This window comes from Paraburkholderia bryophila, from assembly GCF_013409255.1.
Lineage (GTDB): Bacteria > Pseudomonadota > Gammaproteobacteria > Burkholderiales > Burkholderiaceae > Paraburkholderia.
Map to the genome: position 1 here is coordinate 1,504,893 of NZ_JACCAS010000002.1, position 24,937 is coordinate 1,529,829.

At 63.1% G+C, this 24,937-nt stretch carries 28 protein-coding genes; 16 read left to right on the plus strand and 12 right to left on the minus strand.

Features of this window, described 5'->3' with window-relative positions; genetic code table 11:
• Positions 1-3 precede the first annotated feature (3 nt).
• Entirely contained in the window at positions 4-669 is a 666-nt protein-coding gene (locus GGD40_RS27885; protein WP_179745844.1) for a VC0807 family protein, read from the plus strand.
• 9 nt (positions 670-678) lie between these two features.
• Here the strand turns inward: GGD40_RS27885 and GGD40_RS27890 are convergent, their stop codons facing one another.
• Positions 679-1,545 carry a LysR family transcriptional regulator gene (locus tag GGD40_RS27890; RefSeq protein WP_179711384.1) on the minus strand — a complete coding sequence of 289 codons (867 nt, stop codon included), beginning with the start codon at positions 1,543-1,545 and terminating at the stop codon, positions 679-681.
• A gap of 123 nt (positions 1,546-1,668) precedes the next feature.
• On the opposite strand from GGD40_RS27890, the gene GGD40_RS27895 reads away from it, so the two are divergent.
• The 6 genes from GGD40_RS27895 (at position 1,669) to GGD40_RS27920 (ending at position 6,588) form a co-directional block, all read left to right on the plus strand.
• Positions 1,669-2,613, plus strand: coding sequence for an AEC family transporter (locus GGD40_RS27895; RefSeq protein WP_179745845.1), 945 nt, complete (start codon positions 1,669-1,671; stop codon positions 2,611-2,613).
• A 93-nt stretch (positions 2,614-2,706) separates the two neighbouring features.
• On the plus strand, positions 2,707-3,549 hold the full coding sequence (locus GGD40_RS27900) for an AraC family transcriptional regulator (RefSeq protein WP_179745846.1): 843 nt from the start codon (positions 2,707-2,709) through the stop codon (positions 3,547-3,549).
• Positions 3,550-3,741: 192 nt separating this feature from the next.
• A complete protein-coding gene (locus GGD40_RS27905; protein ID WP_179745847.1) occupies positions 3,742-4,707 on the plus strand; it encodes a quinone oxidoreductase family protein in 966 nt (321 codons plus the stop codon).
• A gap of 67 nt (positions 4,708-4,774) precedes the next feature.
• The gene (locus tag GGD40_RS27910; protein ID WP_179745848.1) at positions 4,775-4,951 is read left to right on the plus strand and encodes a DUF1427 family protein; all 177 of its coding nucleotides are present in this window, start codon (positions 4,775-4,777) and stop codon (positions 4,949-4,951) included.
• A gap of 149 nt (positions 4,952-5,100) precedes the next feature.
• Positions 5,101-5,679 carry a DUF4337 domain-containing protein gene (locus tag GGD40_RS27915; protein WP_179711377.1) on the plus strand — a complete coding sequence of 193 codons (579 nt, stop codon included), beginning with the start codon at positions 5,101-5,103 and terminating at the stop codon, positions 5,677-5,679.
• A gap of 219 nt (positions 5,680-5,898) precedes the next feature.
• Positions 5,899-6,588, plus strand: coding sequence for a class I SAM-dependent methyltransferase (locus tag GGD40_RS27920; RefSeq protein ID WP_179711375.1), 690 nt, complete (start codon positions 5,899-5,901; stop codon positions 6,586-6,588).
• A gap of 52 nt (positions 6,589-6,640) precedes the next feature.
• Here the strand turns inward: GGD40_RS27920 and GGD40_RS27925 are convergent, their stop codons facing one another.
• From GGD40_RS27925 to GGD40_RS27940, 4 genes are all read right to left on the minus strand, one after another.
• On the minus strand, positions 6,641-7,915 hold the full coding sequence (locus GGD40_RS27925; RefSeq protein WP_179711373.1) for an RNA polymerase sigma factor: 1,275 nt from the start codon (positions 7,913-7,915) through the stop codon (positions 6,641-6,643).
• A gap of 4 nt (positions 7,916-7,919) precedes the next feature.
• Entirely contained in the window at positions 7,920-8,327 is a 408-nt protein-coding gene (locus GGD40_RS27930; RefSeq protein WP_179711371.1) for a VOC family protein, read from the minus strand.
• A gap of 92 nt (positions 8,328-8,419) precedes the next feature.
• Positions 8,420-8,833 (minus strand): YciI family protein, encoded by a 414-nt coding sequence (locus GGD40_RS27935; RefSeq protein ID WP_179711369.1) that lies wholly within the window; start codon positions 8,831-8,833, stop codon positions 8,420-8,422.
• A 147-nt stretch (positions 8,834-8,980) separates the two neighbouring features.
• Entirely contained in the window at positions 8,981-9,334 is a 354-nt protein-coding gene (locus tag GGD40_RS27940; RefSeq protein WP_179745849.1) for a YciI family protein, read from the minus strand.
• A gap of 299 nt (positions 9,335-9,633) precedes the next feature.
• On the opposite strand from GGD40_RS27940, the gene GGD40_RS27945 reads away from it, so the two are divergent.
• Complete coding sequence (locus tag GGD40_RS27945; RefSeq protein ID WP_179745850.1) at positions 9,634-11,595, plus strand: carboxypeptidase-like regulatory domain-containing protein; 1,962 nt, start codon at positions 9,634-9,636, stop codon at positions 11,593-11,595.
• Between the two features lie 131 nt (positions 11,596-11,726).
• On the opposite strand, the gene GGD40_RS27950 is transcribed toward GGD40_RS27945, so the two are convergent.
• Positions 11,727-12,665: a carbon-nitrogen hydrolase family protein gene (locus tag GGD40_RS27950; protein WP_179745851.1), complete on the minus strand. Its 939-nt coding sequence runs from the start codon at positions 12,663-12,665 to the stop codon at positions 11,727-11,729.
• A gap of 80 nt (positions 12,666-12,745) precedes the next feature.
• Here GGD40_RS27950 and GGD40_RS27955 point away from each other — a divergent pair, with 80 nt between their 5' ends.
• Entirely contained in the window at positions 12,746-13,675 is a 930-nt protein-coding gene (locus tag GGD40_RS27955) for a LysR family transcriptional regulator (RefSeq protein WP_179711363.1), read from the plus strand.
• A 19-nt stretch (positions 13,676-13,694) separates the two neighbouring features.
• Positions 13,695-13,994: a hypothetical protein gene (locus GGD40_RS27960; protein WP_257030610.1), complete on the plus strand. Its 300-nt coding sequence runs from the start codon at positions 13,695-13,697 to the stop codon at positions 13,992-13,994.
• A 42-nt stretch (positions 13,995-14,036) separates the two neighbouring features.
• Here GGD40_RS27960 and GGD40_RS27965 read toward each other — a convergent pair whose 3' ends face one another.
• Complete coding sequence (locus tag GGD40_RS27965; protein ID WP_179711361.1) at positions 14,037-14,381, minus strand: hypothetical protein; 345 nt, start codon at positions 14,379-14,381, stop codon at positions 14,037-14,039.
• A gap of 486 nt (positions 14,382-14,867) precedes the next feature.
• Here GGD40_RS27965 and GGD40_RS27970 point away from each other — a divergent pair, with 486 nt between their 5' ends.
• Positions 14,868-15,578, plus strand: a complete 711-nt coding sequence (locus GGD40_RS27970; RefSeq protein ID WP_179711359.1) for a lysophospholipid acyltransferase family protein — start codon at positions 14,868-14,870, stop codon at positions 15,576-15,578.
• A 95-nt stretch (positions 15,579-15,673) separates the two neighbouring features.
• Here the strand turns inward: GGD40_RS27970 and GGD40_RS27975 are convergent, their stop codons facing one another.
• Both GGD40_RS27975 and GGD40_RS27980 read right to left on the minus strand, forming a co-directional pair.
• Positions 15,674-15,961, minus strand: coding sequence for a hypothetical protein (locus tag GGD40_RS27975; protein WP_257030611.1), 288 nt, complete (start codon positions 15,959-15,961; stop codon positions 15,674-15,676).
• 223 nt (positions 15,962-16,184) lie between these two features.
• Positions 16,185-16,739 carry a fasciclin domain-containing protein gene (locus GGD40_RS27980; RefSeq protein ID WP_179745852.1) on the minus strand — a complete coding sequence of 185 codons (555 nt, stop codon included), beginning with the start codon at positions 16,737-16,739 and terminating at the stop codon, positions 16,185-16,187.
• 153 nt (positions 16,740-16,892) lie between these two features.
• On the opposite strand from GGD40_RS27980, the gene GGD40_RS27985 reads away from it, so the two are divergent.
• From GGD40_RS27985 to GGD40_RS27995, 3 genes are all read left to right on the plus strand, one after another.
• Complete coding sequence (locus tag GGD40_RS27985; RefSeq protein ID WP_105505479.1) at positions 16,893-17,171, plus strand: hypothetical protein; 279 nt, start codon at positions 16,893-16,895, stop codon at positions 17,169-17,171.
• 255 nt (positions 17,172-17,426) lie between these two features.
• A complete protein-coding gene (locus GGD40_RS27990) occupies positions 17,427-20,636 on the plus strand; it encodes a sensor domain-containing protein (RefSeq protein ID WP_179745853.1) in 3,210 nt (1,069 codons plus the stop codon).
• A gap of 82 nt (positions 20,637-20,718) precedes the next feature.
• The gene (locus GGD40_RS27995; protein WP_179711355.1) at positions 20,719-21,360 is read left to right on the plus strand and encodes a hypothetical protein; all 642 of its coding nucleotides are present in this window, start codon (positions 20,719-20,721) and stop codon (positions 21,358-21,360) included.
• 123 nt (positions 21,361-21,483) lie between these two features.
• Here GGD40_RS27995 and GGD40_RS28000 read toward each other — a convergent pair whose 3' ends face one another.
• Positions 21,484-21,957: a hypothetical protein gene (locus GGD40_RS28000; protein WP_179745854.1), complete on the minus strand. Its 474-nt coding sequence runs from the start codon at positions 21,955-21,957 to the stop codon at positions 21,484-21,486.
• Positions 21,958-22,833: 876 nt separating this feature from the next.
• Positions 22,834-23,106 (minus strand): DUF1488 family protein, encoded by a 273-nt coding sequence (locus tag GGD40_RS28005; protein WP_179711351.1) that lies wholly within the window; start codon positions 23,104-23,106, stop codon positions 22,834-22,836.
• Between the two features lie 568 nt (positions 23,107-23,674).
• Between GGD40_RS28005 and GGD40_RS28010 the strand changes: the two genes are divergently transcribed.
• Both GGD40_RS28010 and GGD40_RS28015 read left to right on the plus strand, forming a co-directional pair.
• Complete coding sequence (locus tag GGD40_RS28010; RefSeq protein WP_179745855.1) at positions 23,675-24,148, plus strand: GNAT family N-acetyltransferase; 474 nt, start codon at positions 23,675-23,677, stop codon at positions 24,146-24,148.
• Positions 24,149-24,186: 38 nt separating this feature from the next.
• Positions 24,187-24,537, plus strand: a complete 351-nt coding sequence (locus GGD40_RS28015) for a DOPA 4,5-dioxygenase family protein (protein ID WP_179711347.1) — start codon at positions 24,187-24,189, stop codon at positions 24,535-24,537.
• Between the two features lie 43 nt (positions 24,538-24,580).
• Here the strand turns inward: GGD40_RS28015 and GGD40_RS28020 are convergent, their stop codons facing one another.
• Complete coding sequence (locus tag GGD40_RS28020; RefSeq protein ID WP_179711345.1) at positions 24,581-24,895, minus strand: high-potential iron-sulfur protein; 315 nt, start codon at positions 24,893-24,895, stop codon at positions 24,581-24,583.
• Positions 24,896-24,937 lie beyond the last annotated feature (42 nt).

Here is a 24,937-nt window from a genome sequence, read left to right on the forward strand (position 1 = left end):
TCGATGAACCCCCGCCTACGCTACCTCAGCGCCCTCGTGATCAACGTCGCCTTACCCTGGCTCGCCTACCGGCTCGCGTTCCCGCACTGGGGCCAACTCGGCGCGCTGGCCGCGTCGGCGCTGCCGTTGATCGCGTGGATGAGTTGGGACTTGCTGCACCGTCGTCATTTCGACGCGCTCAGCGCGCTCGTGCTAGTGGGCATTGCGCTGTCGATTCTCGCTGCCGCTTTCGGCAGCAGCCCAAAAATACGCGCGCTCGAAGACCCCATGGTGCTAGCCATGATCGGCGCGTTGTTTCTCGTATCGCTCGCGCTGCGGCGGCCGTTGGTGTTCTATCTCGCCCGCTCGACGATGATGCGCGAAGGTCACCGCGACGCCGAGAACTTTGAAAAGCATTGGCGCGAGCGCCCCACGCTCGCCGCGTATATCCGCCTGATGACGCTCGTCTGGGGCCTCGGCATGATCGGCGAGAACATGGTGCGCACGCTGATCGTCTGGCAATGGCCGAACGATCCACACTCGGCGCTGGCTTCGGAAGCGGTGCGCTACGGCGTCTATGCCGCGCTAACGGCGTGGACCTTCTGGTGCCGCCAGCGCATCAGGCAAGATGCGCTGCGCTACGCGGACAACGCCGTCACCCCAGCCACGCCGCCGCTCGCCAACTCATAAACCACCCGCTCACGCCAACTCGAGAAAACGCGCCAGACACGGATTGCGATTCGCCGGCGACCACGCCAGCACCTGCTCGATCAAGGGCGCATCGATCAACGGCCGGAACACCACGCCCGCGAGTTGCGCCTTGCGCATCGAAGCCGGCACCAGGGCCACGCCCACGCCTTCATCGACGAGACTCAGCACGGTCTGCTGCAACTGCACTTCGAAGCGGATATCCGGTTCGAAACCGCCCGACCGGCAATGGTCGAGAATCGCCGCACGCAAACCGGGCGCGACTTCCGATGAAGCGAGCACGAACGGTTCCCCCGCCAGTTGCGCAATCTTCAGCCGTCGGGCACGCGCCCGTGGATGCCCGCGCGACAGCGCAACGCACAACGGTTCGCTCAGGATCGTGCGCGTGGCCAGCCCTTTGTCCGGCAGGTTCGGAAACATGATGGCCGCGTCGATCTGTCCGGCCAGCACCTGCGCGGCCAGATCGTTCGATACGACTTCGCGCAGATTCAACGCCACGTCGGGAAACGCCGCGCCGAACACGCGTGCATAACCCGGCACGACGCTGTACGCCGCGCACATCGTGAAGCCGATCGCGAGCTTGCCGGCGTCGCCATGCGCCGCCGCTTGCGCGTTGTTCACCGCCTGATCGAGCGAAGCGAGAATCGCCTTCGCGTCTGCGTAAAAGCGCTCGCCCGCCGCGGTCAATGTCACGCTGCGCGGACTGCGCTCAATCAGCACGACACCGAGGTTCGCCTCCAGCGCCGCCAGTTGCCGGCTCAACGGCGGTTGCGACAGATTCAGACGCGCCGCGGCACGGCCAAAATGGCGCGTCTCGGCCAGCGTCACGAAGTAGCGTAGCGGCTTGAAATCGATCACGATGCGCCTACCCGAAATGACGATGCTAAAAAGGTATCGTTGGACTCGAAAAACAGTATTGGATTGTATCAACGCAAGCCACTACGCTGGCGGATCGTCCTTTTTCCAAAGCCGTTCGTCCCGATGTTAGCCACCCTCGAAATTCTGCTTCCCGTTTTCGGTTTGATTTTCGCGGGCTTCGCATGCCGCCGACGCGGCGTGCTCGGACCGAACTCCGCGTCGGAGCTAAATCGATTCGTGGTCTGGCTCGCGCTGCCGGCGCTGCTGTTCGATACGATGGCGCGCGCCACGTGGCAGCAGTTGTATCAGCCGGCCTTCGTCGCGACCTTCTCGATTGCGTGCGTCGCCGTGTTCCTGCTAATCCTCGCACTGCGTCTGATGAACGGACGGCATCTCGCCGATGCCAGCGTCGATGCGATCGCGGCGTCGTATCCGAACACCGGCTATATCGGCTTTCCTTTAGCGCTGATCGCTTTCGGTCCCGCCAGCCTGACGCCGACCACGATCGCGACGATCCTCGTCGCCAGCGTGCTGTTCGCGTTCGCGATCGTGCTGATCGAAATTGGCCTGCAGACCGAGCGAGCGCCGCACAAGCTGGGTCTGAAAGTGCTGCGCGCGCTAGCGCGCAATCCGCTGATCGTGTCGCCGATCGCGGGCATGCTGCTGGCGAGCTTTCACGTCGCCATGCCGGCCAGCGCGGAGACGTTTCTGAAGTTGCTGAGCGGCGCTGCGAGTCCGTGCGCGCTGGTGAGCCTCGGCTTGTTCCTTGCCGAAAAGCGGCCGTCGGAGCCCGGCGCGCGCGGCGTTGCGCTGCTGCTGACCGGCGTCAAGCTGGTGGTGCAGCCGGCGCTGACCTGGTGGCTCGCGGCGCGGGTCTTCGGGCTGCCGCCCACGCTGGTCGAAATGGCCGTGGTGCTGGCCGCGCTGCCCACCGGCACCGGCCCGTTCATGCTCGCCGAGTTCTACGAACGCGAGGCGCACATCACGTCGCGGACCATTTTGCTGTCCACGGCCGGTTCCGTGATCACGCTGTCGGTGCTGCTGCTGTTGATGGGACACCGCGCCTGACGCAAGCCGCGCCGCGCGCTATGCTTCGCCCACGGACCGCCACGGTCCGCGATCCTCATTCGCGAAGCGCGACCCGAGCCGCCTGCCACCACCGTGCCCAAAGCCCGCCCTCCTGAACTCCGCGACGCCGCCGGCGCCGGCGCGCTCGCGCGTCACTACCCGCGCGGGCTGCGCATCGAGCCGCACTCGCACACGTGGGCGCAAGTGCTGTATGCGATGTCGGGCGTGATGTGGGTCGAAGTCGGCCGGGAGGCGCTGGTCGTGCCGCCGCAACGCGCGGTCTGGCTGCCGGGCGGCACGCCACATTCCATTCACATGATGAGCGACGTAGAGATGCGCAACCTCTACTTCCACGAGCGCAACGTCGGCCATTTGAGCCGCCGCAGCGACGTGTTCGAAGTGAACGGTCTGCTGCGCGAGCTGATCACGTCGATCGCGGAATACGAGCGCACGCAAACGGGCGACGAGGCCTATCTCGAAGCCGCCTATCGTCTCGCCGTGCTGGAGTTGGGACGCGCGCCGCGTTCGTCGCTGCGCATCGCGCTGCCCGATGCCTCGGACCGGCGTCTCGAAGCGCTCTGCCGCGCGGTGATCGCGAACCCGTCGATCGCGATCAGCTTCGAGCAGCATGCGGCGTCGGTCGGCGCGAGCGTGCGGACCCTGGCGCGGCTCTTCACGCGTGAACTGGGCGTGGGATTCGCCGAATGGCGACGTCAAGTGCAACTGGCCGTCGCCGTTTCCGGGCTCGCCGAAGGACGTTCGGTGAGCAGCATCGCCCGTGAGCTTGGTTTCCAGCCGAGCAGCTTCAGCGACATGTTCCGACGCGAGTTGGGCGCGCCGCCTACGGGCTTCGATCCGGGCGGCACGCTGGGAGAAGCAGCGGCGGCTTCGGTAGCGGCGGTGGAGCCCGAGCAGGCGAAATCCGGCCGAGGCTGAAAGCTGGCCTGCAATGCGCTGCGCAACGCGCGTATTGAAAACTCCGCGTGCGGCGGCCTCGAATGCCACACCCCTCGCTCCGCGTTTTGTCCGAAATTCGAAAGTGTTTGTCATGACGCCGTTCTTCCGGCCATCTACACTAGCCTCAATCCGCTGCTCATGCAGCCCGAGACCCAACAGGAGCGACACGCGATGAAAGCCATTCAATTCAAGTCCTTCGGCAATCCGGAAGTGCTCGAACACACCGATCTGCCCGCCTTGCATGCCGATGCGGACAACGTGGTCGTGCAGGTCAAGGCCGCCTCGGTGAACCCGAGCGACGTCAAGAACGTCTCCGGTCATTTCGAACACACGGTGTTGCCGCGCACGCCGGGGCGCGACTTCAGCGGCGTGGTGGTGGAGGGCCCAGAGGCCTGGATCGGCGCCGAGGTCTGGGGCACCGGCGGCGATATCGGCTTCACCCGCGACGGCACGCATGCCGAGTTCATCAAGATTCCGGTTACCGCGTTGTCGCGCAAGCCCAAAACGCTGAGCCACGCGGAAGCTTCCGCGATCGGCGTGAATTTCGTGGTCGCGTGGCTCGGCACCGTCGAGTATGCGCATCTGCAGGCGGGCGAAACCATTGCGGTGATCGGCGCGGGCGGCGGCGTCGGCGGTGCGGTGGTGCAGATCGCGAAGGCGCGCGGTGCGCGTGTCATTGGGGTGGATCGTCATCCGCTGGATCCGGAAACCCCCGCAGGCCGTCTGATCGATGACTACGTGCCGTTCGACGACCAGGCCGCCGAACGCGTGCGCGCATTGACCGGCGGCGCAGGCGCGGACGTGGTGTACGACACCGTGGGCGGCGTAGCGTTCGAGACCGCGCTGAGCCTCGTCAAACGTCGCGGCCGGGTGCTCGAAATCAGCGGCACGGGCAAGCGTCGCGTGGAGTTCGATCTGATCGATTTCTATCACAACGAGACACAACTGCTCGGTGTGGATAGCGCCAAACTCGGCGTCGCGGAATCGGCGCCGTTGATGACGGCGTTGGTCGAAGGCTTCGAAAGCGGCCAGTTGACCGGCCCGGCCATCGCGCAGACTTTCCCGCTCGCCCAGGCGCGCGAAGCCTATGCCGCCGTGGCCGGCGGCACACGCGGCCGGGTCGTCATCACGATGTAACGGCTGGCGCGAGCGCAGCGGCGTGACAGCCGCCCCGCTCGCACCGCTCATAACAGGGACAACCAACATGAAAGCGTATCTGGTCTCGCTGGCCGCCGGTGTGGTGGTCGGTCTGCTCTACAGCGTGATGAACGTGAAGTCACCGGCGCCGCCGACCGTCGCGCTGGTCGGGTTGCTCGGCATGCTGGGCGGCGAGCACGTCATTCCGCTCGTGCGCACCTGGCTGGCAGCGAGTCTGCATTGAGCGCGCGGGCACCTTTCCCATCGTCGGGCGTCACACGCTAAGATTGAGCCCGCCGGGCTCACGCGCCACATTGCGGTGCGCGCTCAGCGCGCGCTACCATCCGGCGCGCCGCCCGAAGACGACAAGAAAGCATTGCCTCGGAGAATCAGATGTCTGAAGAGTTTGAAGTGCATGGTCCGCACGATCATGCAGTGGAACACGCCGGTCACCACGACGAAGACCCGTTCGCGAGCCGTATGGCCGTGATGACGGCGATCCTCGCGACAATCGGCGCGCTGTGCGCCTATCAAAGCGGCAACAGCGAAAATCTCGCGCTTTACTACAAGAACGAAGCCGCGATTAAAAAGACCGAAGCGTCGAACCAGTGGAACTACTACCAGGCCAAGGGCGAGAAACAGAATCTCGCTGAACTCGGCGCGGCGTTGTCCACCGGCAATAGCGACGCTCACGCGAAATTCCTCGCCGACGTCGACAAATACAAGTCGCAGAAAGAACCGATCCGCGCGAAGGCCGAAGCGATCGAAAACGACGTCGTGGACAACGACGCCAAAAGCGAAGCGCTATTGCACGGACATCATCGCTGGGCGCAAGCCACCACGCTGATTCAGGTGGCGATCGCGCTGTGCGCGATCACGTTGCTGACGCGCAAGAAATGGCTGCGCAATCTGTCGTTCGTGGTTGCGGCGGCGGGCGTGATCACCGGCGCCATGGCGCTTCTGTCGGTCTGATGTGCGCATATGTCGCGCGGCTGGCTTCAAGGCCGCGCGACGCGCATGGCAGCGTGACGCGTCGCACGTCCGCTTTGCTCAAGAACTCGTTGACCATTAAAGAGATACCCGCTCACCCCACCTCATGACATAAATTAAGGATGCCGGATTAATTCACAAGCGAATGCGAATATCCATGCAATCGTGAAGTCCGGCGCAATCCGTCATGGAGGAATCACCGTGAGCAAAACCACTGAGCTAACCGGCGCGGGCGTTGCCCATCTCGACGAAAGCATTCTGCTGCCGCAACTCGGCTGTCCGGCGGGCAGCATCGGCATCGCGGTCGGCGATATGCTGGAGCACTCGAATCGCGCCGTCATCGAGGCGTCGTTCGAGTTGCTCGATCTGCACGCCAACGACCGCATTCTCGAAGTGGGTCTCGGCAACGGCGCGCATGTTCCGTTCGTGCTGGACCAAGCCGCTGGCGTGCATTACACCGGCGTCGATATCTCGCCCACCATGATCGCCGTGGCGCGTTGCCGCAATGCGGCCTATGTCCGCGACGGTGTCGTGACGCTCGAAACCGCCGACGTCGTCGCCATGCCATTCGCCGCCGCCTGGTTCGACAAAGCGATCGCGATCAACAGCACGTATTTCTGGCCCAATCTCGTCGCCGGCCTGAAGGGCATGCGACGCCTACTGCGCATGAACGGCACGCTGGTGATCGCGGCCATCACACCGGAAAGCGCGGCTGAAATGCCATTCGCGGATTACGGCTTCGCTGTGCATGATGCGGCGACGTTGGAAGCGGCGTGCGTGGCAGCAGGCTTCGATGAAATCGGCATCACCCGTTATCTCGAACCGTTAGCCGATCCGCCGCAGGAGACCGGGCAGCGTGAGTTCTATCTGCTGCGGGCGGTTGCTGTGTGATGCCTCGGCACGCAGCGCGCAACACACGTGCTCGCGGCGCACCGCGCTCCACTCAAGACGCCATGCCACGAGCACGTTCAAGCAACAACTCGCGTTCGCGCGCGTTGCGCGTCATCGCCGCCGCGCGCTCGAACTCCGCGCGCGCCTCCGTCACGCGTCCGAGTTTCGCCAGCAGGTCGCCACGCACGCTCGGCAGCCATTGATAGTTCGCGAGCGAGGCATCGGCGGCGAGCGCGTCGACAATCTCAAGCCCGGCCGCCGGTCCGAATGCCATGCCCACGGCCACCGCCCGGTTCAACTCGACCACCGGCGAAGGCGCGACCTGCGCCAACGCGTCGTATAACGCGACGATCCGCGCCCAGTCCGTGTCTTCAGCGCGGCGGGCGCGTGCATGACACGCCGCCAGCGCGGCCTGCAGCGCATACGTGCCACTCGCGCCGCCCAGCGCGTGCGCGGCGTCGAGCGCGGCCAGCCCGCGACGAATCAGCAGCGGGTCCCAGCGGCTGCGATCCTGATCGAGCAACAACACGGGGCGCCCCTGTGCGTCGGTACGCGCATGGGTACGCGACGCCTGAATCTCCATCAACGCGACAAGGCCATGCACTTCGCTTTCGGCCGGTACCAGGCCGCTGAGCACGCGGCCCAGCCGCACCGCTTCCTCGCAGAGCGCCGGGCGCATCCAGTCGTCGCCGGCCGTGGCCGAATAGCCTTCGTTGAAGATCAGATAGATCACCTGCAGCACCGACGCGAGCCGCGCCGCGCGCGCGTCCGCTTGCGGCACTTCGAACGGCACCTTGGCCGCCGTCAGCGTGCGTTTGGCCCGCACAATCCGCTGTGCGACGGTCGGCTCGGGCACCAGGAAAGCACGCGCGATTTCGTCCGTGGTGAGACCGCCGAGCAGGCGCAGCGTGAGCGCGACGCGGGCGTCGGTGGACAGCACCGGGTGACAGGCGGTGAACACCAGCCGCAGCAGATCGTCGCCGATATCGTCGGCACGGGCGGCATCGAGAGCATCGACGAAATCCGGCACGAGATGCGCCTCCAATGCGTCGAGGTCGTGGCCCAGCTCTTCACGCTTGCGCGCATGCAGCGCTTCCTGCCGCAAGCGGTCGAGTGCACGGTTTTTCGCGGTCGCCATCAGCCATGCTCCCGGATTGTCGGGGACGCCCGCGTCGGGCCAGTGCTCGAGCGCGGCCACCAGCGCGTCTTGCGCCAGTTCTTCGGCAAGCCCGACATCGCGCACGATCCGCGCGACGTGAGCGATGACCTTCGCGGATTCGATCCGCCAGACTGCCTCGATGGCACGGTGGGTGGCCGGTATCGTCACCGCGTCAGCCCGCTGCCTTGCCGTTCGGATCCATGTAGATCAGCTCCCAGATATGTCCGTCGATATCTTCGAAACCGTGGCCGTACATGAAGCCGTAGTCCTGCGGCGCGCGCGGCACGGCGCCACCGGCGGCGCGTGCCCTGGCCACGAGAGCATCCACCTCGCCGCGGCTTTCGCACGACAACCCCAGCAACGCCTCGGTGCTCTCCTTCGGATTGCACAGCGGCTTGCGCGTGAAGGACTTGAACAGCTCCTTGACCAGCAGCATCGCGTAGAGGTTTTCGCCGAGGATCAGACAGGCGGCTTGCTCGTTGGTGAACTGCGGATCGAAGCTGAAACCGATCGCGCTAAAAAAGGCTTTCGAGCGTTCGAGATCGTCGACGGCAAGATTGACGTAAATCTGCTTGTGCATGATGGCATCCATGAATCATGGTTATCGGAAGCGCGGCAAGCGCGCTGAGCGACCAGCGCCTGAGTCGGCACTCAGCACTCAGCGGCCGACGCTCAGCGCCGGTTCGCTTCCAGATCGCGAAACCTCTCCAGTTCCGCGCCGGGCTCGAAGTCGTCGAGTTCGAACAGTTGCCGCACTTCGATTTCACCGTCGGCGTGTTCGCCGAACGGCGCTGGATAGCGCCGCGCCCACTCCATGGCTTCTTCGCGCGAGCGCACCTGAATCAGCGTATAGCCGGCAATCAGTTCTTTGGTTTCGGCGAATGGGCCGTCGACCACGGTCCGCTTGCCGCCGCTGTAGCGAACGCGCCAGCCCTTCGAACTCGGTTGCAGGCCGGTAGCGTCGAGCAGCACGCCGGCCTTGGCCAGCTCTTCGTGGTAGGCGCCCATTGCCGCCATCAGGGACGCTTCCGGCATCACGCCGGCCTCGCTGGCAGCCGTTGCCTTGACCAGAATCATGAATCGCATGCCGTTCTCCTTGTGCGTGGTGAGAAGCGGAGTCGCGCAAATGGGCGGCTCCTTACTCACACGACGAGCCACGCGCCGCCGGATCGACAGGCGAACCGGCATGCCAGGGAAAACCCCAAACCAAAGAACGACAGCGAGGCGAATCGCCTACATGAAGCACGGCCCGAGCTTGCGGACTTCGACCGTGCACCACGAGGCCGCCGGGCAAGCCTCGGCGATCGTCACGGCTTCTTCGCGGGTGTCGCAATTGAGCAGGAAGAAGCCGCCGATCATTTCCTTGGCTTCGGCGAACGGGCCGTCGAGCAGTTTCGGCTGGCCGTCGCGCACCTGGACGCGCACGGCGTCGTTCAACGACGTGAGCGATTCGACCGCCAGCAATTTGCCGCGCTCTTTCAGGTTCGTGGCGTAACGCACCATCTGATCGTAGACTTCACGCCCGGCGGCTTCACCGCGTTCGACGCGCTGATTGGTGGGTTCGACGATGAGCAGCATGTAAGACATGGCGTCTCCGATTAATCGCTCCGCCGGCATGAACGCCCGGCAGGCGGATGGCGGCAAAGGTCGCGCTTGCGGCGAGTGTGGGCAGCCAGTCTAACAAGCGTGAAAGACTCCGGCAAACCCCATCCGGTACGGGAACCGCAGCCGCTCGTGGCCTTTACGAGGACTCGTAATATCCGTAGCGCATAGGGATTTACTTTTGCCATGCGACACGATAACGACGCTTTGAAGTATTCTCCGAACTCGTTAAAGTCGGCCGGCAAAAACAAACGACTCCAATAATCAGAGCATCGGGGAACCTCATGTATCGATCGTCAGTGCGCACCGCTCTCGCGGCCGCTGCGGCTTTGGCTTTTTTCCAACTCAGCGGTTGCAGCGGCGGCGGTAGTTCCAGCACCGCCTCGTCGGGCACGCAGACTGTCACTGCCAGTTCGGTCAGCGGCACGGTCGCCTCCGGCAGTCCGCTCGTCGGCGCCAACGTCACGCTCATCGACGCGACCGGTGCGAAGGTCAGCACGACCAGCGGCGCGCAGGGCGCGTACACGATCGCCGTGAAGGGCCTGACCGCGCCGTTCGTGATCGTCGCCACCGACGCCGCCGGCCTCTCCACTCCGCTCGTCTCCGTGCTCGCCAGGCTGCCCAACGGCACGGGGCCGGCGGTCGCCAACGTGACCACGCTGACCACCGCGATCGCCGCGATGCTGACCGCCTCGGGCAACCCGATCGACCTCACGGCGAGCACGGCGCTCGCCCAGGTGACGCTGCAGCAGGTGCAAATCGCCACCATCACACTCGACACGATCCTGACGAACCTCCTCGCGCAGAACGGCATTCAGGCGGCGGGCTTCGATCCGATCGGCACCGCCTTCACGCCGAACCATACCGGCGCGGACGCGGTGATCGATTCGGTGTTGGTCGCGAGTGCGCCGAGTGGCGGCTTGTCGCTGGCTTCGAACGCGGCGCCGGGTACGACCTTGTTGCTGAACAAGCAGACCGGCCTGTCGACGATGCTCGCCGCGCCGCCGGCCGCAGCCAATTATCTGGAGCCGCTCGCCACGCTGCTCACGGCTTGCGCCGCCTCGGGTACACTCAACACGTCCTGTTCGCCGGCGATCGACGCCGCGTTCGTGGAGAACGGTTCAAACGACCTCGCCACCGGCCACAACCTGCCGGACGCGGTGTTCACCGGCGCGGTGTTCGGCTCGCCGAAGACGCTGGCGTTTCTCACGCGCAACGGCAAGCAGATGGCGTTCGTGGAGTTGCCGGTCACGCTCGCGAGCGGCAACATCGGCGGCGTGCTGTACACGTTCGTGCAACAACTCGCGACGCCGGTCACGCTGGCCAACGGCACGCAACTCGGTTGGGATCTGATCGGCAATCAATCGCAATTCGCGGTGTCGATCAATTCGCAGATCGCACGCCGCACCTTCCTCGATACACGACTCGCCGACGTCAATCACTACGAGTCCGGCCTCACGATTTCGATTCCGAGCGCGTTGAATCCGACGGTGTATTCGGCGTCCGTCACCGGACCGGGGCTCGCCGCGCCGGTCTGGCTGATGCCGCGCAACGCGGTGGGCAACAGCCTGCTGGGAATATCGGACACGCCGCTCAGCGCCGCGCCGGTGTCGCCCGCCGTGACCAATAGCAACACGTCGTTGTACCGCTGGTCGTGGCAATCGCTGTCGTCGACGGCGAGCTTCGCGCCGCCTGCGTCGACCGGCTATTACGCGCCCCAATCGATCGATGCGAGCACGGTGCCGCCCTTTGCCACTTACACGGTCACGCTCTACGACAAAAACGGCGCGCTGCTCGGTCAGTCGTCGGTGGTCAATCCGGGCAGTCCGTTGAACGCAACGGCGGGCGGCACGGTCGCATGGCCCTCGCTGCTGCCGGACTTCGCGACCCAGTTCCTGACGCCGGACGGGTCGCTGGCCGGCTCGCAGTACGCGATGAGCGTGACGTGGTCGAGCCTCGTGAACGGTCAGAATCTCGCGTACCCGGTGACATCGGTGCAAATTCAGACGACCGGCATGGCCGCCGCCGGTCCGTTCGAAGTCGACGGGTTCTCCGTCGGCCTGCCGAACAACACCACGTTCGGCCAGTATCAGACCACCGTCAGCGCGGGGATCAATTCGCTCGGCGTGCAGACTTGCGTGAACTGCCAGTTCACGCCGCTGCTGACGGGCAATTCACGGCTCGTGCAGTTGAGTGGCGCTCAGAGTGGGATTAGCTATTACGACATCACGCGGTATAACGACTAGGGTTTGACGTGATCGCCAGCCAGCCTGGCTGGCTTGGACTGGACTGAACGATTGCTGAACGTTAAAACGCCCCGCGAGGGGCGTTTTCCTTTCTCCGTGTCAATGCACTGCGCGCTTCACCGGTTCGCGCGTTACGACCCGCGATGCCCGTCGTTAAACTCCACCGATCGTTTCTGCCGCTCATCGACGCTGAGCGAAAAAACATCCGGTCGCGAGTAATGTCCCACTACGTCGAAGTCGTAACGCGCGCGAATCAGTTCGTCCGTATCGATTTCCGCAACGACCAGACCCGTCTCGCCGAGTAACGGCCCGGCGAGAACATCCCCGAGCGGCCCGACGATCACGCTGCCGCCATTGATCAAACGACGGTCCTCATCCCAGTCAGGCACGCTGATTCCCAACGCTTTGGGCGACGGCTGGACCTGGCATGCGCTGATGACGAAACAGCGTCCCTCATGGGCGATGTGGCGCATGGAGCATTGCCAGATCTCGCGTTCGTCGACCGTTGGCGCGCACCAGATCTGCACGCCTTTGGCGTACATCGCGGTGCGCAGCAGCGGCATGTGATTTTCCCAGCAGATCGCGGTGCCAAGACGCCCCGCGCGCGATTCGACGACGGGCAGCGTCGAACCATCGCCTTGCCCCCAGATCAGCCGCTCAGTACCGGTCGGCATCAGCTTGCGGTGTTTCGCGACCAGTCCGGCGCCCGGCTCGAAGAACAGCGCGGTGCAGTACAACGTGTTGCCGGACCGCTCGATCACGCCGATGACGATGGACGCGTCACATCGCGTGGAGAACGCGGCGAGTTCGTCGGTCTCGGGGCCTGGGACATCGATCGCGTTGCGGAAGTAATCGGCGAACGCCTCGCGTCCTTCGGGCAAGCGATAGCCGAGACGCGTGCCGAAAATCTCGCCTTTCGGGTAACCGCCCAGAAGCGCTTCGGGCAACACGACCACGGACGCGCCCGACGCCCGAATCTCGGCCTCATAGGCAAGGATGTTCTCGAGGGTGTCCTGCTTACCCTTGGGCGACGACCCGATTTGCAGCGCAGCGACTTTCGACTTGGACATGATGATTGAACCGGTAATGGGATGTCCGAGATCTTGCGACCGTCATAAAATGAATGGAACGCCATTTCGAACTTTCTGATATGAACCGGAGTGATATCTCGGGCGTCGACCTGAACCTGCTGAAAATCTTCGAAGCGCTGTATGAGGAGGGCGGCGCGAGCCGGGCGGCCATTCGGCTGGATATGACGCAGTCGGCCGTCAGCGCGGCGCTCAGACGGCTCCGCAACCTCTATTCCGACCAGATGTTCGTGCGCACCGGCCGGGGGCTGACACCGACCTCCCGGGCCAGCGAGCTGAAACCGCTGGTGAGCGAGGCGCTCGATAAATTCCGCCAGAGTCTCGCGATCGCTTCGCCGAACCCGACGGATTTCTCCGGGCGAGCGGTGGCGATCGGCATGTCCGACGATTTCGAACTGGCCATCGGCCGGAAACTCATGGCGCTCATGGCGAAGCGCGCGCCGGGTCTGCGCGTGATCTTTCGCCAGACCTACAGCCAGATCGTCACGGACGCGCTGGCCAATCAGGAGATGGACCTCGCGATCACGTCGGGAGGCTTCTCGTTACGCGGCCTCAGTCGGCAGGTTCTGGGGAAAGGCCGCTACGCGTGCCTCGTCGACCCAGGCAGCCTGCGGAGCGGCAACGCCACGATTTCGCTCGATGACTTCGCGAACCGCGATCACATTCTGGTCTCGGCCGGCGGCGTGGTCGGGATAGTCGATGAGATGCTGGCGAGCGTCGGACGCAAACGCCGGGTGGCGGCATCGACCACGCATTTCGCGGGGCTTCCGTATCTGCTGAAGGGTAGCGAGGCGATTGCGACGATCCCGACGCATGCCGCACACGCTATCGCGGGCATGACGGGGCTTCTGCTGTTGCCCTGCCCGCTGACGCTGCCGGAGTATCCGATCGAGGTGGGGTGGCGAATCAATGCGCTACGCGACACGGCGGTCGCCAAAGTTCAAACCGCGCTGGCGGAATGCTTCGACCCGGCGCACGTCAAACTGGCATGAAGCGAACGCACTGGTGTCGATGAAGGAGACGGAAACCATGGACCACGCTGCTTTTCTCGTTGCCATCCGCCAACTATGCGCCGCGGCCGACATCGCCGCTAAAGCGGGACCGCAGGACCTCCGGTTCGCCGCGTTCCAATCGCTCGCGTTCTTTCGTCGATACGACGACACCGGCCTCAGCCGCACGGCGGCATCGACGTCCAACGACGAGCTGTTCCTGCGCACCGCCGAAGCAGCGCTAACGATGGCGGGACGCAACGAGTTTCCCGCGTCGCTCGCGCTTCTTGAGCAGGCTAAGTCGCTGCTTCACGCAACGTAGCAGCCACGGCTACGAGCGTGTGTTGAAGCCGCGGCGATCCGCTCACAGCGCGTCGTGGCAAAGCGCCATCATCCGCTGGACCATCGTGCTCGATTCGTTGAGTTCCATCTCGCTGGTGAACAGCGCGTTCACGCTGGACAGCCGAACGGCGACCCCGGCCTCAAGCAGGTCCTGTCGGGCGATCTTCAACGCGAGCTGGCCGATGCGCACCCGGTCCAGCCAGTCCATCTTCAGGCGGTTTTTCTTCAGCCACTGACGGCAGATCTGCACGACATGGTCCATCCGCCATTCGTTGGTCAGCGCGTAAGACGCCGCCGCAATCGCGACGAGAAGACACAGCAAGTCGGGGCGCGCACTGTCGCGCTCGTTGAATTCAGGTTTGATCATGTCTATCGGTGTGTCGATTGCGTTTAAGCAAACCCGCACATGCGGGCAAACACAGGTAAATCAATCGCGCATGATTTACCCCCTTTTTTCCGGGGCCTGACAGAGCAAGGGCCACGGAGCCGTGCAACAAAATCATACCAACCCCGCGTTTCACCAGCCGGTTGACGTGTCTATACCGCACGGCGCGGCAACACGGTTCGACAAGTTGCTTGACTCAAAGATGAAGGTCGTACAGGTGAAGGAGCGGAGGGGCGTGTTGAAGGTTGCGTGAAGCGCCGCATGAGTTGTTATGATGGATGGCTTCGTGGGCTTGTCCCATCGATAAACGCATGACGCCCCGCGAGGGGCGTTTTTATTGATCAGTTACTGTTGCGTTCAAGCCCCGGCCGGCCGCTCCGGTCCACCCGCCGAACGTATCGCCCCTGTCGTGGTCTCACCGGGTTACGGTGAAATCGTTCCACCGCCCACCCTCCCACTCGAATCCCGATGCGCGCAACTTTCACTAAATGGCTGTTCATTGTCTACCTGCTCGGTAGCGGGACGCTGTATTCAATGATCATCCTGCTGTTGTTTCCGTTCGTCGGACGGGCCGGGCGATACTGGCTCGCCAAACAATGGTGCCGTGCGCTGGTGTTCGTGATGCGTTGGCTGCCCGGCGTGTCATGTTCGATCGAAGGGCTTGAGCATCTTCCCGCAGGCCCCGCGATCATCTTGTGCCGTCATGAATCGACGTGGGAAACCCTCACGTTCATGGCGCTTTTTCCACGCCGCGTCAGTTTCGTTTTCAAGGAAGACCTACTGCGCATTCCGTTTTTCGGCTGGGTGCTGCGTGGCCTCGATATGGTCAGCCTGAACCGTGGCTCTGCACGTCAGGCGCATCAGGCGGTGACGCAGGAAAGCGCTGAGAAGCTGGCGAAGGGCGACGTCATCGTGATCTTTCCGGAAGGCACCCGTGTGGCACATGACGCGCCGTTGCGCCTGACCTCGGGCGGCGTTCGCCTCGCTTGCGCGACCGGCGTGCCGGCGGTTCCCGTGGTGCTGAATGCGGGCAAAGTGTGGCCGGCGAAAGGCTGGCCTACCGGGCGCGGACATATCCGCGTGGTGGTCGGGCCCGCGTTCTCATCGCAAGACATGTCGCAACAGGATTTGAGTCGCGCCGTTCACGAGTGGATGAAAAACGAACTGCAACAGCTGTGATGATTTTTTTTGAGGCTGGATCAACCGCGCACCGACAGTCGCGACGCCGGCCGCAATGAATCTGCGGCGCCTGGCGTTCGCGTTCTGCTCGACACTCATTGCGCCGCTTTGGCAGTCTTCGCGGTGTCGTTAGTCGGCATCGCAGACATGGCGGTATCCGTCATGCCCATATCGCTCTTCATGCCGCCGCCCGGCACGGTGCTCCACGGGCTGTTAACCGGCTCGCCGTGATACGTCATACCGGAGGTCGCCGCGCCATGCGCGCCGCCGCTGCCATTACCGCCGTTTCCATTGCCGCCGGCCTGCGCGAATGTCGCGGCGCACGCACAGAGTGAAACGACAGCGACACGGGCCAACAGGACGTTCAACGTGATCTTTTCCATGATAATTCTCCGGCGATTTCGACGCGTGCAGGTGTACGCGTCGAGTTTTCATAGACCGCTAACGGCTGACTGATTGCACAGCGGCTAAGCGCAAGCAGTTGCTCGAAACTGGACAGGACGGACGTTGCTGCGACCAGGTTCAAGGCATACGGTTAAGTCGTGGCGCAGCACCGAAAATGACACTCCGTGGCATCCGGCTTTTTCGCGCTCGACGCCTGTCTCGTCACTTCGGCATCAGTACCTTGTCGACCACCATGATCACGCCGTTGCTCTGGGTCACGTCGTAGGTCGAAATGTCCGCTGTGTGGCCGCCGGCATCCATCACGACGATGTTGTGCGGGCCGTTCTCGGTGAATGTCAGCGCTTCGCCGTTGACCGTTTTCAACTCGGCCTTGCCGCCACCGGCTTTGATCGCCGCGTCGAGTTTGCGGAAGTCATAGCGCCCCGAAATCACGTGGTACGTGAGGATGCTGGTGAGCATCGCCTTGTTTTCCGGCTTGACGAGCGTGTCGACCGTCCCGGCGGGCAATGCCGCAAAAGCCTCATTCGTCGGCGCGAATACGGTGAACGGGCCCGGGCTCTTCAATGTGTCGACCAGCCCTGCGGCTTTGACCGCGGCAACCAGCGTGGTGTGATCCGCCGAGTTGACCGCGTTATCGACGATGTCCTTGCTCGGATACATCGCCTGACCGCCCACCATGACCGTATCGCTAGCGGCAAAGGCGCCCGATACGGCAGTCGACAGTGCAACGGCGGCAAACATAGTCTTGTAGTTCATTGCCTACTCCCCCTGAGTCGCCATGCTTGATTGCGTGGCACGAACTCATATACGGGGATCCGCCACGATTGGATTCGACTCGCCGCATGTCATGCTTTGTCACAATCGCTTGCTATACAGATGAGGCAATCTGCGTAGGAGATCGATTTGCCCATGCGAAAGTCAGCCTTGCACATCGAAAGTCCGGCGAAACATCCGTTTGAGAGTTGTTTCGTCGACCTTGGCGGCCACTCGGCGGAACGGGCGCTGTCGGCGCTCACCGCAGCGGTACACGCGGCCCAGCGAGAGATGAACGCGTTTGTCTGGCTGGAAGAAGCCCTGCCCGGTGCAACCCTGAAGCCCGCTCTGGCATTCGGGACAGTCGGCGAGCTCTACCGGTCGTACACGCGGCCAGCCGAATTCGGGCGACTGAAACAGGTCTGGCGGGCCTGATCGAGGGCTCGACCCGCGCGGACGGTTTCGCGCGGTGCAACGATGGGGTCCGTCTTCGCGACGGCGCGCGGTCACGTCGGCGCGCGTTATCGTTTGCGTTGGGGTTTGCGCGCGTTTTGCGCGGGGTTCGCGCGCGTTTTGCATGCGCTCACCTCGGCGCGGGCCGTGCTTCGTATTTCTTCGTAATCTTCGTAATACTCAAGAACTTCGCTCCGCAGGCCGTTATCCCGTCGATAGACGGACTCGAGGCCATCCATGGTAAAGCCGCATCCCAACCGCACGCATAGCGGACCGTCGAGACGGCTCGACACCACCAGCTTTGCCGGGCTGGCATTGCATCGCGATCTCATCGGCAAGGCTTTTACGGCCATTGTCGTCGCGTTCATTCTCTCCGCGATCGGCCTGAATACCTTTCTGGCGCGCCGGCAGACGCACGAGCAGGAGAATTCCGTCGGCACGCTTCATGAGTGGGGCCGCCTGAAGCGCGACCTCGATCAGGTCCAGCAGATCATGCTGGACGAGCACGGCGAACTGAACACGCTAATCGGCACCCGCGCGTTTTATAAACGCGCGCCGTATCACTTTCCAATGGCGACGTTGCTCGATCTGACCAACGACGCCCGCTCCGGCTGCCGCGATCGTCAGGACTGCCTGTCACGGCTGGACGAACTCGACGATCTGATGCGCAAGCTCGGCGAACACAGCCAGGCGTTGGCGATACGCGTCAACGAACGGCCGGGCAGCGTTAGTCTCGGCGATCCTGAACTCAGCGAAATCGACGCGTATTTCTACAGCGTGCTCGAACATGTGGTCGATGTGCGGATGGAAGCGGACGCCACGCTCGATTCCGTCGTCAGCAAATCGTCGTCAGACTCGAAGTGGGTATCCAACGCGTTGTTGGTCAGCGGCTTCACGGCCGCGGCGTTGTTGCTGGTGCTGCTGCGCTGGAACGCCCGCATCGCGCGACGGCTGCGTGCCGCGCTGCGCCTCGCGGATTCCGCGCGCGCCCGTTATCAGCGTTTCTTCGACGAACATCCGTTGCCGATCTGGATCTACGACAACGAATCGCTCAGGCTCGTCGCGGCCAATGGCGCCGCGCAGCGAAGCTTCGGCTATCAGGAAGAAGAACTGCTCGACATGTCGCTTGAAGACGTCCATCCGGCGGATGAGTTCGGCCGCCTCAAGACGTTCTTCGAAGCAAGTGCCGGTGCAACTTTCGGCGAAACCCGCGCAGCCGGTGTGTGGCACTACCAGACCCGCGCCGGCGAGCAAAGGTCGATGGCCGTTCATCACCTGAACGTCGCGTTCGAAGGCCGCGCATCCACGATGGCCGTCATGGTGGACGTCACGCTCGAACTGGTGGCGCGCGCCGAACTGTTCGAATCGAAGCAGACGCTCGAATACGTGCTCGACCATATTCCGCAAGGCATCGCGTGGAAGAACGCGAAGCATCGCTATGTCGGCGGCAACGAGATTTACGCGCGCGACGCGGGCTTGCCGTCGCGCGAAGCGCTGATCGGGCTCAGCGATCACGATCTGCTGTGGGGCACCGACGCCAACGTCGCCCAGGACGAAGACGTCCGCGTCATGTCCGGCCAGTTGACCCGCCGCCATTTCGAACGCAGATCCATTGCGGTGAACGGCTCCGAAGTGTGGATTTCGGAAACCAAGCTGCCGCTCAAGGACCAGAACGGCAACATCGTCGGCGTACTGATCGCCTATGACAACATCACCGCGCGGCGCAATGCGGAACTCGTGCTGCGCCTGCAGGGCCGCGCCATCGACGCCAGTATCAACGGCATCGTGATCGCGGAAGTCCGCCCCGAGCGCAATGTCGTGATGTTCGCCAATGCGGCGTTCGAGCGCATTACCGGCTATTCATCCGCCGACGTGACCGGCTCGGATTGCGATTCGTTGTTCCACCTGACCGGCGATCCACAGAAATGGGCCGAGGTGCGCGCCGCGCTGGATCATCACACCGAGGCCAACGTCACGCTGTCGTGTTTCCGCAAGAACGGCGAGCGGTTCTGGAACAACGTGCTGGTGGCGCCGGTGCGCGACGAGCAGGGGCAGGTCACGCACCATGTGGGCGTCATGAGCGACGTCACTGCGCTCGTCGAATATCAGGCTCGTCTGGAACACCAGGCGAAATACGATGTATTGACGGAGCTGCCTAATCGCACGCTACTCGACGAGCGCCTGAGCGAAGCGATCAAACGCGCGTCGGACGCGAACAGTCAGGTCTCGGTCCTGTTCCTCGACCTCGATCGCTTCAAGGAGGTCAACGATTCGCTCGGCCACCGGGTGGGCGACACCTTGCTCGCCAGCGTGGCGAGACGGCTGCAACGGCTGGTGCGCTCCACCGATCTGGTGGCCCGCTACGGCGGCGACGAGTTCATTATCGTCGCCGCGCGCGCGAGCAGTGAGCAACTGGTGCCCATGCTCGAACGCCTGAACGCCGCGATGACGGAACCGTTCTACGTCGGTGAACGGGAGCTCTATGTGGAAGCCAGCATCGGCGTCAGCACCTTCCCGCAAGACGGCGCGGACGCCGACACCTTGATCCGAAATGCCGACGCGGCGATGTACCTCGCGAAGTCGCGCGGCCGCAATGGCTACCAGTTTTATCGGCCTGAACTGAATCGGGCGGCCGCCGAACGCCTGCAACTGTCGACGCGGCTGCGCCGCGCCGCGAAAACGAAGTCGTTGCAGGTCGCCTACCAGCCGCAAATCGACATGGTGACCGGACGCATCTTCGGCGCCGAAGCGCTGCTGCGTTGGCACGATGCGGAACTGGGCGTAGTCTCGCCCGCGGTGTTCATTCCGATCGCCGAAGAAACCGGCCTGATTCAAGGGATCGGCGAGTGGGTGTTGCGAACCGCCTGCGAGCAGGCGAGCCAATGGCGGGCGCAGGGGCTGCCGCCGATCCGCGTGTCGGTGAATGTCTCGCCGGTTCAACTGGAGCGCTCCGACCTGGTCGGCGTGGTGCGCGCCGCGTTGCACGACAGCGGCTGCGCCGCGGACATGCTCGAACTCGAAGTGACAGAAGGCGCGCTGATGCGCAACGCCGACGACGCCGCGCGCGTGCTGCACGATCTGCGCGAGCTCGGCGTGAAGATCGCGATCGACGACTTCGGCACCGGCTATTCCAGCCTGAGCTATCTGCAACGCTTCAGCGTGGACCGGATCAAGATCGACAAGGTGTTCGTCCAGGAGATCGGCCGAGGAACGGAATATGAAGCGCTGACGCTCGCGGTGATCGCGATTGCCGAAGCGCTGAAGTTCGATGTGATTGCCGAAGGCGTCGAAACGGATGTGCAGCGCGGCTTTCTGGTCGACCACGGTTGCAGCGAAGGACAGGGCTTTCTGTACAGCGCCGCGGTTTCGGGCGACGCTATCGCGGGTATGCTGCGCGCCGCGGCGGCACAGGCGGATGTTCGACAGCAAGGGGAGTATGCGGACTGACTTTGACTAGTAACGGTTTGCTCTGGGGACACACCAAATAACCGTATATACTGTTTATACCATTATTACCGTGGAGTGCCTCATGAACGCACCAATCACCGCAAAACCGACCAAGAAAGCTTTTCATTTCCCGAAAACTCCGGACACTCAAGACGCGGTTAGCGCCGAGCCGGCAGAAGCCGCGGTTGCGGCCAAACCTGCAGCGACCAAACCGTTCGCGGCACGAAAGGCCGCGAAGACCAAGCGTGCTTCGGCTAGCGCTGCGCCGGTAGCGGCCGCTGAGAAACCGGTGAGCACCAAGTCGGCCAAGCCGGCTTCGGCAAAGAAGGCGTCCAAAGCAAAACGTGCGACGGCTCCGGTCAGCGCCGCACCGGTCACGGCGGTTGAAAAACCGGCCGAAACCCAACCGGCCGCGACGAAGAAAGCCGCCAAGGCCAAGCGTACCGTTGAGCCGAAGGTGGAAAAAGTCGCCGCGCCGGTCGAAGCCAAGCCGAAGCGCGTGAAAAAGGACAAGGTCGTGCGCGACAGCTTCACGATGCCCAAATCCGACTATGAAAAAATCGCTTCGCTGAAGCAGAAATGCCTCGATGCCGGCGTCTCCGTCAAGAAGAGCGAGTTGCTGCGTGCCGGACTGCTGATGCTCGAAGCCGCCGCACCCAAGCGTTTGCTGGCCGCAGTGGCGGCGGTCGAAGCGGTGAAGACCGGTCGGCCCGTCAACGAATAAGCGCCCGCGAAACGCGCGAGCCGCGTAGGGCTTTCGGACAGCGTGATCATTCACTCAGTCCGCTGTTTCGTCAGCCCTACGAGATCCAATCGCAAAACGCCGCAACAGCAACGCTGAATCGTTTCAGATCGCGGCTTCCGCGATGGCCTGGACCTGCGCGGAGCGCATCAAGCCTTCGATCATCCGCGCTTCCGCGCTCGCGATCTCGCTCAGCGACGCCACGGAAAGTTGCCCGTCCAGAATCGCCAGCGCCGTGCAGAGACGCGCGTAGTCGCTGTCTTCGAGCGCCCAGCTACCCGTCTCGTGTTCGCAAGCGTCGAGGCGCACCATCGCCGCATGGGCGCTTTCAATTTCGGCGATCACATCTTCGCCGAGGCCGAGCCGCGCCAACTCTTGCGACACCAGCAAATGCCGGCTCAACGTGAGATGCAGATCCCGCGAACCCTGGCCGCGCCGGAACGCGTCGAGGGCGGTATAGCACTGCATCAGCATCGCCGCCGTCACCGGCTCGTGTGCCGTGCGGCTAAAGGTCAATGCACGCAGCAGCGGCGACATGGCCGGTTGGTGGTGCTTGCGGACTCGCGACTTATTGGACATAACGGTTCAACCTCCATCACTAACTCTCGGCTTCGCCACCGAATGATCGTGCTCTCCGGTGGCAAACGCCGCCGATTTTTCCGGCGGCCTGACAGGCCCTTAATGCGAGTCTGTGAAGCCATCATGGCAAGCGACTATTAAGACAGACTTAAACACCCGAAAGACGGGTTGAGCTGCGGCATCCTGCCGCCCTACCTGCTCGCTGCCGGCATCCGGGCGCGGAATTAATTCAACGCTCGCATATCGGTTTGAACTCGCGGAATGCAAGTCACGCCGCGTGCCGTCGACGAAAAAAAAACCCTGTTCCCGCGAAGGAACAGGGCCGGACAGGATGGAACAGTCGCACATGCGCGTGGATGCTTGCGGACCTCTAACCATCAAAGCTAAAACGCTGTTGCTACTTCAACTGCTACTGCGGAAGCGGTTGCTGCATCACATCAACATTTACTGCTTGAACTGCTTGAGTTGCTGTTACGTGAACATCTGCTGCAAAAACCGTCGCTACTGACCAACACTCAATCGCAGCCGGGTCCCTCGCCTTCAACACCACCTAGCCGCAACCCCTGCTACTTCGCGCGCTTATCGCACTGACTGCGCGCCGTTTTCCATTGCTTCGACTTCCTACTGCGTTACTGCCCTGCCGCGTTCGACAACCGCGGCACACTGCCATCAACGGTACGGTTCAAAACAACGCGGGGGGAGACCGCGTCGATGGGCTCGGTGATTTGTCGCGCCATGGAAAACAGTTTATGTGAGCCGTTGCGAATGCAATTGGGCGAAGCGAGGGGAATTGGCGGCCTAATTTGGCGAATCGGCGTAACACAAATTCAAACACCGATTCGAGCGCAAATTCGTCAGACGGAACCGTGACAGCCGTCAGCCGCGCGCGACGAAATCGCTGATGGTCAGCAGGACTTTTTCGCCCGGCCGCGCGAGCATCTTTCTTTCCGCGACCGCGGTAATGCGTTGGCGGCCGTCCGCGAAGGTCTTCAGAATGCGCGCTTCACCCGCGCCGCGTTGCAGCCAGAAGTGCTGCTCCAACGCTTCACATGTGACGGCGCACTCGAGGTCCCGGCCTCGCGTCGAAAGCTGGAAAATCACCGCGCGTCCATCCGCCGAGACGCTGGGTTCAAGCTCGATAATCTCCATAGCCCACCTCGCAATGTTCGTTAAGCCGTTTGCCGTCTTGAACGAATGACAGCGCATAAAACTGAATGGAAACGCAGGTCAGGCGTTCCGTTATGTCGACTTATCCCATCGGCGCGGTTCTGTCGCCACGATCGCTGCACGCACCGGCACCCGCGAACGAAAGTCGTGGTCAATGAATCCGTGTCGGGGTGAAAGACGTGCGTCGGTGGTTCGACGTTTGGCGCGCGCGGCGTCGAACCCGCGCACACCAATCCGCGGATTAGGCAAAAGCAAAGCCCATGCCAATAGACAGCGAAACGCTTGTGCCGCCCCCCGCGAGCGCGGCGCAGACGGGCCAGGTGGAGCGTGCGATTCACCTCGCGAGCCGCAAATGCCGACCGCGCCTGATGCCGCGCGCCGTACATCACGCCGATGGGTGTCGGCGCTGACCGTACGCCTATAGCGCCGACAACGTCGCTGAAGCAGAGAGTTGAAAAGCCGAAACATCGCAGCATGGTAAAAAAGCGCAGCACACGCGACAATTCACAGCCATTCTTACCTGCCGCGTGGCGCCGCCAACGCTCTCCACATGTCCGTTCAAGAACCCGTCCTCACCTTGCGTCCCGCGACACACGCCGACGAAGCCTTTCTACTCGAGCTGCGCAAAGCCACGATGACGGAGCATCTAACCCGCGCCGGCGAACCTTTGGACGACGCCGCCCATCGCGCGCGCCTGCTGTATCGCTACGACGCGGCGCAGGTGATTTGCATCGACGGCGCGCCGGCCGGCTTGCTGAAAGCGTATCGCACCGACACCGAGTGGGTCGTCGTGCAAGTTCAAATTGCGCCGGTGCAGCAAGGGCGCGGCATCGGCGAGCGCGCGCTGCAATCGGTTTTGCGGATTGCGCAGACTGATGCGCTGCCCGTCACGCTCAAGGTGCTCAAAGGCAATCCGGCGAAGCGCCTGTATGATCGTCTCGGCTTCGAGATCGACGGCGAAGATGAGATGCAGTTTTACATGCGATACGCGCCACGCGCGTCGGCGGAAACTGAAGCAGAATAAATGTCGGATAAAGACTGAACCTCACCACGGACCCTGTCATGAAACTTCGCGACACCTCAGCCATAGAGAGCTGGCACGCCCACATCTATTTCGACGCGAGCAGCCGCGACGCCGCGTGGGCCTTTCGCGAGGTAGTGGAAGCGCACTGGAACGGCAAGCTGCAATTGGGCCGCTTTCACGAGCGCCCGGTTGGGCCGCATCCTATGTGGTCGTACCAGCTCGCGTTCGCGCCCGAGCAATTCACGGAACTGGTGGGCTGGCTCACGCTGAATCACGGCGCGCTCGACGTGTTCCTGCACCCGAATACGGGCGATTCGTTAAGCGATCATCGCGACGCGGCGGTATGGATCGGCCGTTCGCATGAGTTGGTGCTGAGCGCGTTGGGGTAACGGGTAAAAAGCCACGGGGCGCAAGTGGCGCCCCAAAAGCCCGTCACATATTCGAATACGAATCGCACCAGCCGCGCGCGGCGACCTGCTTGTCGCCGAACAACGTGCAACCGCCGTAGGTATCGGTGGCTTTGCCCTGAAACAGCGAACAGTTGCCGCAATTTTGTCCCGCCGCGTAAGCGGGATATTTCGCCTTGTCGACCTTCGAAGCGTCTTCTTTATAGCCGACGGCTTGCGCCTTCGGATCGGTTTCGCTGAGCGTGTTCGCGGGGTCGGCCAACGCCACGCCCGACAGAACGAGCGATGAGCCGACGCCCACGCTGAGCCTCAAAAGAAATTGGCGGCGCGATGTTTTCATGATGATCCGATAGGAAGTGGGGAACTCACTTCAAGCGCGACG

Coding starts and splice junctions, on each gene's coding strand:
- GGD40_RS27885 (WP_179745844.1), top strand. CDS start 4: ATGAACCCCCGCCTACGCTACCTCAGCGCCCTCGTGATCAACGTCGCC.
- GGD40_RS27895 (WP_179745845.1), top strand. CDS start 1,669: ATGTTAGCCACCCTCGAAATTCTGCTTCCCGTTTTCGGTTTGATTTTC.
- GGD40_RS27905 (WP_179745847.1), top strand. CDS start 3,742: ATGAAAGCCATTCAATTCAAGTCCTTCGGCAATCCGGAAGTGCTCGAA.
- GGD40_RS27910 (WP_179745848.1), top strand. CDS start 4,775: ATGAAAGCGTATCTGGTCTCGCTGGCCGCCGGTGTGGTGGTCGGTCTG.
- GGD40_RS27915 (WP_179711377.1), top strand. CDS start 5,101: ATGTCTGAAGAGTTTGAAGTGCATGGTCCGCACGATCATGCAGTGGAA.
- GGD40_RS27930 (WP_179711371.1), bottom strand. CDS start 8,327: ATGCACAAGCAGATTTACGTCAATCTTGCCGTCGACGATCTCGAACGC.
- GGD40_RS27935 (WP_179711369.1), bottom strand. CDS start 8,833: ATGCGATTCATGATTCTGGTCAAGGCAACGGCTGCCAGCGAGGCCGGC.
- GGD40_RS27940 (WP_179745849.1), bottom strand. CDS start 9,334: ATGTCTTACATGCTGCTCATCGTCGAACCCACCAATCAGCGCGTCGAA.
- GGD40_RS27945 (WP_179745850.1), top strand. CDS start 9,634: ATGTATCGATCGTCAGTGCGCACCGCTCTCGCGGCCGCTGCGGCTTTG.
- GGD40_RS27950 (WP_179745851.1), bottom strand. CDS start 12,665: ATGTCCAAGTCGAAAGTCGCTGCGCTGCAAATCGGGTCGTCGCCCAAG.
- GGD40_RS27955 (WP_179711363.1), top strand. CDS start 12,746: ATGAACCGGAGTGATATCTCGGGCGTCGACCTGAACCTGCTGAAAATC.
- GGD40_RS27960 (WP_257030610.1), top strand. CDS start 13,695: ATGAAGGAGACGGAAACCATGGACCACGCTGCTTTTCTCGTTGCCATC.
- GGD40_RS27965 (WP_179711361.1), bottom strand. CDS start 14,381: ATGATCAAACCTGAATTCAACGAGCGCGACAGTGCGCGCCCCGACTTG.
- GGD40_RS27970 (WP_179711359.1), top strand. CDS start 14,868: ATGCGCGCAACTTTCACTAAATGGCTGTTCATTGTCTACCTGCTCGGT.
- GGD40_RS27975 (WP_257030611.1), bottom strand. CDS start 15,961: ATGGAAAAGATCACGTTGAACGTCCTGTTGGCCCGTGTCGCTGTCGTT.
- GGD40_RS27980 (WP_179745852.1), bottom strand. CDS start 16,739: ATGAACTACAAGACTATGTTTGCCGCCGTTGCACTGTCGACTGCCGTA.
- GGD40_RS27985 (WP_105505479.1), top strand. CDS start 16,893: ATGCGAAAGTCAGCCTTGCACATCGAAAGTCCGGCGAAACATCCGTTT.
- GGD40_RS27990 (WP_179745853.1), top strand. CDS start 17,427: ATGGTAAAGCCGCATCCCAACCGCACGCATAGCGGACCGTCGAGACGG.
- GGD40_RS27995 (WP_179711355.1), top strand. CDS start 20,719: ATGAACGCACCAATCACCGCAAAACCGACCAAGAAAGCTTTTCATTTC.
- GGD40_RS28000 (WP_179745854.1), bottom strand. CDS start 21,957: ATGTCCAATAAGTCGCGAGTCCGCAAGCACCACCAACCGGCCATGTCG.
- GGD40_RS28005 (WP_179711351.1), bottom strand. CDS start 23,106: ATGGAGATTATCGAGCTTGAACCCAGCGTCTCGGCGGATGGACGCGCG.
- GGD40_RS28010 (WP_179745855.1), top strand. CDS start 23,675: ATGTCCGTTCAAGAACCCGTCCTCACCTTGCGTCCCGCGACACACGCC.
- GGD40_RS28015 (WP_179711347.1), top strand. CDS start 24,187: ATGAAACTTCGCGACACCTCAGCCATAGAGAGCTGGCACGCCCACATC.
- GGD40_RS28020 (WP_179711345.1), bottom strand. CDS start 24,895: ATGAAAACATCGCGCCGCCAATTTCTTTTGAGGCTCAGCGTGGGCGTC.